The 5,285-nt window shown below is 46.5% G+C and carries 4 protein-coding genes; 3 read left to right on the forward strand and 1 reads right to left on the reverse strand.

Annotated elements, in window-relative coordinates:
* The 3 genes from VIP81_RS05005 to VIP81_RS05015 all read left to right on the forward strand — a co-directional run.
* Positions 1 to 1,806: alkaline phosphatase family protein (locus VIP81_RS05005; RefSeq protein WP_331957377.1), on the forward strand; the 1,806-nt coding region annotated here is incomplete at its 5' end.
* Between the two features lie 270 nt (positions 1,807 to 2,076).
* The gene (locus tag VIP81_RS05010; RefSeq protein ID WP_331957378.1) at positions 2,077 to 2,649 is read left to right on the forward strand and encodes a hypothetical protein; all 573 of its coding nucleotides are present in this window, start codon (positions 2,077 to 2,079) and stop codon (positions 2,647 to 2,649) included.
* A 164-nt stretch (positions 2,650 to 2,813) separates the two neighbouring features.
* Complete coding sequence (locus tag VIP81_RS05015; protein WP_331957379.1) at positions 2,814 to 4,382, forward strand: L,D-transpeptidase family protein; 1,569 nt, start codon at positions 2,814 to 2,816, stop codon at positions 4,380 to 4,382.
* A gap of 1 nt (position 4,383) precedes the next feature.
* On the opposite strand, the gene VIP81_RS05020 is transcribed toward VIP81_RS05015, so the two are convergent.
* The gene (locus tag VIP81_RS05020; RefSeq protein ID WP_331957380.1) at positions 4,384 to 5,136 is read right to left on the reverse strand and encodes a murein L,D-transpeptidase catalytic domain family protein; all 753 of its coding nucleotides are present in this window, start codon (positions 5,134 to 5,136) and stop codon (positions 4,384 to 4,386) included.
* Positions 5,137 to 5,285 lie beyond the last annotated feature (149 nt).

Below are 5,285 nucleotides of genomic sequence, written 5' to 3' on the forward strand. Positions count from 1 at the left end.
CTGGAAGGGGAGAAAGATGGCATGCTGGCCAATTTTACCGATAACCCGATAGAATGGTTTGCGGCCTTCAATGTACGTTTTGCTGCGGGGCATATCGCTTATCTGCAAAGAAGAATCAAAGCGCTTCCGGCAGAAATAACCGACCTGGAAGCTATATTGGCGGCCACTTCTGCGCCGAACGAAAAAGCCAAGGCAGAGAAAAAACTGGCGCAGCGCAAAGCGGAGCTGGAGCGCGTCAAGAGTGATGCAGAAAAGTTTACCGCGGCTAACTTTGCGAAACTGTCGCAACGTGCACAAAACCTGCACAGCAAAGCATTTACCACCAATATAGGTGATCCGAACTATCATGAGCTGGAAACGCTCACCTATAAAGATGGGGATACAGAAAGAACGGTGCAGGTGCCTAAAGGCGATATCCTGCATCAGTTCAGAACAGATGTAAATGAGGGTAAGCTGCCTACCATATCCTGGCTGGTGGCGCCGGGAGAATTTTCTGACCATCCGGGTTCGCCCTGGTATGGCGCCTGGTACGTGTCTGAAGTACTGGATGCATTAACCAGCAAAGAAGAGGTATGGAAGAAAACTATTTTCATTCTTTGTTATGATGAAAACGATGGTTACTTCGATCACGTGCCTCCTTTCACTGCACCACATAAACCGGGTACAGGAAAGGTTTCTGAAGGAATAGATACCGGTTTGGAATACGTAACAAAAGAAGAGGAACAGGCCAAGAAATACCTGGGTGCAGATGAGATCCGCGAAAGCCCGATAGGATTGGGATACCGGGTACCGCTGGTGATTGCCTCTCCCTGGAGCCGGGGCGGGTATGTGAACTCGCAGGTATGTGATCACACCTCTATTTTGCGGCTGATGGAAAACTTCCTGCAGCATAAAACGGGTAAGGCTATTAAGGAAACGAATATCTCCGAATGGCGTCGTACGGTGTGTGGTGACCTGACTTCTGTTTTCCGTCCGTTCAACGGGGAAAAGGTAACCGTGCCTTTCCCGGAAAGGAATGAGTTTATAGAAATGGTGTACAACGCAAAATTCAAGAAGTTGCCGGATGGTTTTAAACTGCTGACCGCGGATGAAATTGCGAAGATCAACATCAATCCTGCAGGGTCGGAGTGGATGGCACAGCAGGAGAAAGGCGTGCGTATTTCCAACGCGTTGCCGTATGAGTTATATGTGGGTGGTAAGCTGAGTGCAGATAAAAAATCATTTGAAATCAGCTTTGAAGCGGGCAACAAAGTATTTGGCAAACAAGCGGTAGGTGCACCTTTTAACGTGTATGCTCCCGGTAAATATTTGCAGGAAGACACCCAAACCATGGAACCGGTAAGAACCTGGTCTTACGGGGTGAAGGCCGCCGATAAGTTGAAAGATACCTGGCCGCTGGCTTCCTTTGAAGATGCACATTACCATTTAAGGGTGTATGGTCCTAATGGCTTTTATCGTGAATTTGCCGGCGATGCCAATGATCCGCAGATAGAAGTGCTGTGTAACTATCAGGGTAGCCTGACCAATAGCCGGAAGCTCACAGGAAATGTGGAGTTGAAGCTGATCAATCATGGTAGCAAAGCTGCCAATATCTCTATCACTGACCTGGGTTACCATAAAGGGGAGCTGAAGAAAACAGTAGCTGCCCGTACGGAAGCAACGCTGGTAATAGATTTATCCAAAAGTCATGGCTGGTACGACTTTTCAGTGAAGGTAGCGGGCAGCGGTTCATTTGAACAGCGGTATGCCGGTAGGGTAGAAACAGGAAAGGAAAGTTTCAGTGACCCGGTAATGGGCAGGGTATAATACCTGATAAGATACTTGTAGGGATGTATTAAAAGTAATTTGATGGGCGGGAGCATCGTGTAAGCGAGATTTTTTCCATCAGGTATCCGGTTAAAACCGGGTAAAAATTACTTTTAATGCATCCCTTTTTTATGAATAATGGTTTGAACTAAATTATCGTTTTTTTGTTATTTGTTTTTTTGTATATTGACTAGTGTGTTAATGATCCCGTTTGCCTTCGAATTGCCTCAATAAATTCATCATATTTAAATCATCCAAAATCGGTCCTTTATGAAACGTATTCACTGTCACCTGCCTTACCTTTTGTTATTGGCTGCTATTCTTGCTTTTGCTTCGTGTTCCAAAGATGGATCCGCTGGTCCTGCTGGCCCTGCCGGTCCTGCTGGTCCCGCTGGTGCTAATGGTACTGCCGGACCGAAAGGCGATCCCGGCACCGCCAATGTTATTTATTCTGCCTGGCTGGACGTTACCTATGCTCCGTTCACCAATGACGGCGGTGATACACTGGGATATGAAGCCAGTATCCCGGCGGCCAAATTAACCAAGGAAATCGTCAGCAGCGGCCTGGTATATGTTTACTTTAACCTTGGAAGCGCAGATGCGCCTTTTATAGTACCTGTTCCGTATGTTGACGCACAGGTGTACATTAATTTTGCCGCAGAAACCGGAAATATTAGTTTGAATTCGAATGTGGATTTAAGTACCGGTCCTAATAGTGATAACGTAAAGGTTTTCCAGTACCGCTATGTGCTGGTTCCCGGCGGCACTACTGCCCGTAGCAGCAGCAGCGTAGACTGGAAGGATTATAAGTCTGTACAGAAGTACCTGGGTTTGAAAGATTAGTATTTATAATATCACAACGGTGGACAAGTCCTCCTGCCAGGTGCAGGGGGACTTTTTGTTGCGCTAAATGCACAGTTTGTTCCCGGCTGGCTACGAAGGGCCGGAGCAATTGCCGCGCTGAGAGGGCTTGTTGCAACCGGCTTTTCTTTTGATATAGCACTGGTATGAAAAGGCTATTATTGATTACGTTGTTTGCATACGTTGCGGGGAGCAGCTGTAATTCCCCTTCTGCCCCGGTTAATTCCAATGATCAAAGTGATATAAGCCCCCGAAATACCGGGATTACCCCGGAAAATGCTTATAATGACCTGTTCCTGGATACTGCGGCGGTAGAAAAGTTTATTGTGGCGCAAAAGCTGGATGATACGATTGCTACCCGGTTGCGCAGCTTTTATAATGCGCGCAATTTTGAATTTGCCTGGCTGGACAGTCATGGGCCGGTAGAACAGGCGGCTGCTTTCCGCAGTTTGTACAACTATAGTAAAGATAGTACCAGCAACAGGGCGCTGGACAGGCGCCTCGATGCTTTAATGGACGAAGATAGTCTGGATATCAAGGCTTCAGATCCGCAAATGGTGAATACGGAATTACAGTTGACCTGGCGATTGATTAACTATTTCCAGGAAAAGAACGGCAGTATAGCGCAGCTGGAGCATATGGTACCGGCACAGCGTTACCCGGTGATGGTGCTGGCTGATTCGATGTTGCAAACCAACGATAAAATGTTTCCGGCAGTAGCCGTGATGAAAGGGCCGCTCAAAGCCCATAGGGAATATGTCAGCAAAGGTGGCTGGCAGCCTTTGCCCGCCGTGAAAAAGGGGTTAAAGAAAGGGCAGTCTTCTCCCGAAATAACACCCATAAAAAAACGGCTGCTGATTACCGGCGAACTTAATAGTAATGATAGCAGTGAGCTGTTTAATGACGAGCTGGAAGCTGCCGTGAATCGCGTTCGTAACAGTAATGGCTATACGCAAAACGGGGTGTTGAATGATACGGTTATTAATGTACTGAATATACCGGCAGAAGAGCGGTTGCAGGAATTGCTCGTGAATATGGAACGTATGAAATGGATGCCGGAAACGCCTGCGGGCAAGTTGATAGTGGTAAATATACCGGCTTTTGTGCTGCATGTAACGGATGGCGCCAACCGCTTGTTTGACATGGATATAGTAGTAGGGAAGGAAGGGCATAGCACGACCATGTTTTCAGGGGTACTAAACCAGGTAGTGTTTAGTCCTTACTGGAATATTCCGCGCAGCATTGTGCGGAAAGAAATATTGCCTGCTATGGCGCGTAATAAGCGTTACCTGGCGGCCAAACATATGCAGGTAACCGGCACCGCCAATGGGCTACCGGTGATACGGCAATTGCCGGGTGCGCACAATGCGCTTGGAAAGGTGAAATTCTTGTTTCCGAACAGTTACAACATCTACTTCCACGATACGCCGGAGAAGGGGCTGTTTGATCGCGATAACCGCGCTTACAGCCATGGTTGTATACGATTGAAAGACCCGGTGAAAATGGCGCAGTTTGTATTGGAGGACTCACCCCAATGGACCAACGAAAAAATTGACAGCGCCATGAATAGTGGCAAGGAGAAATTTGTGGCGGTAAAAGATCCTGTTCCGGTGATCATTACTTATTTTACCGCCTGGAGTGATAATGGTGCATTGCACTTCGCATCCGATGTGTATGGACACGATATTATTTTCAGGAAAAAATTGTTTCAGTAAATCAGGAAGGGGTGCCGTCTTTGCTCAGGATTTTTGTATGCGCGGAATAGTATTTATCCGGGCTGTATAAAAACAGGCAGGTACCGTTTCTGATACATTCAATCACTTTGCGGTGAATGTTTTCGGGGATAGCGGGGCATCCCAGGCTGCGGCCAATGTAGCCCTGTACTTTACCTAAACTTTCATTGACATAATTCGCGCTGTGCATCACAATACCTCTGCTGAGGGCGTTACCGTTGATGCCGGCTTCTTCTCCTTCCAAACGAAGGGAGTAGCCGTGTTCGCCGGTATAAGTGTTGCCAGTGATATAGAAGCCCAGACTGCTTTTGAAACTGTTCATCTGGTTAGAAAAAGTACTGGCAATGTCTTTACCTGAATTTCTGCCATGAGATACCAGGGTGTTGAAAAGTAATAGTTTATTTTTAAGATCTATTACGAATAAACGTTTTTTGGTACTGGGCAGGGAAAAGTCAATGATAGAAATAACGTCCGGATTTTTTATCCGTCCGCTTTCTTCCAGGTGTTGATAGCCTTTTAATGCGTTTTCAAAAGCTTCCCTTGACAGACCAGTAGTGTCCAGTCTCATGTTATCATAGAGACTTATCTCCTGAGCGGAATCTGTTTTGATCGCTGCAACAGCCGGTTCATGAGCTGCCGAAGGATGATCTGCTGTAGTAAGGGTGGTAATCAGAAATGCAAAAAGACCAATAGTAAGAATAAAAATCAACGGTTTAACCGATCGCTTCAAGTTCATGTTCACGCCGTAATATTTTAATTGGTTATAAAAAGGCACAGATCACGAAGATAACGTTTTTCGCAGTGGAAAATGCCGGAAAATGGCCGTCAGAGGCCGCTGAGAAGGTTTTTTAACAGGTTGTTCACATACATGGAAAATGTATATAA

Origin of the sequence: Chitinophaga sp., from assembly GCF_036566945.1 — a bacterium.
Taxonomy (GTDB): Bacteria; Bacteroidota; Bacteroidia; order Chitinophagales; family Chitinophagaceae; genus Chitinophaga.

Coding starts and splice junctions, on each gene's coding strand:
- VIP81_RS05010 (WP_331957378.1), top strand. CDS start 2,077: ATGAAACGTATTCACTGTCACCTGCCTTACCTTTTGTTATTGGCTGCT.
- VIP81_RS05015 (WP_331957379.1), top strand. CDS start 2,814: ATGAAAAGGCTATTATTGATTACGTTGTTTGCATACGTTGCGGGGAGC.
- VIP81_RS05020 (WP_331957380.1), bottom strand. CDS start 5,136: ATGAACTTGAAGCGATCGGTTAAACCGTTGATTTTTATTCTTACTATT.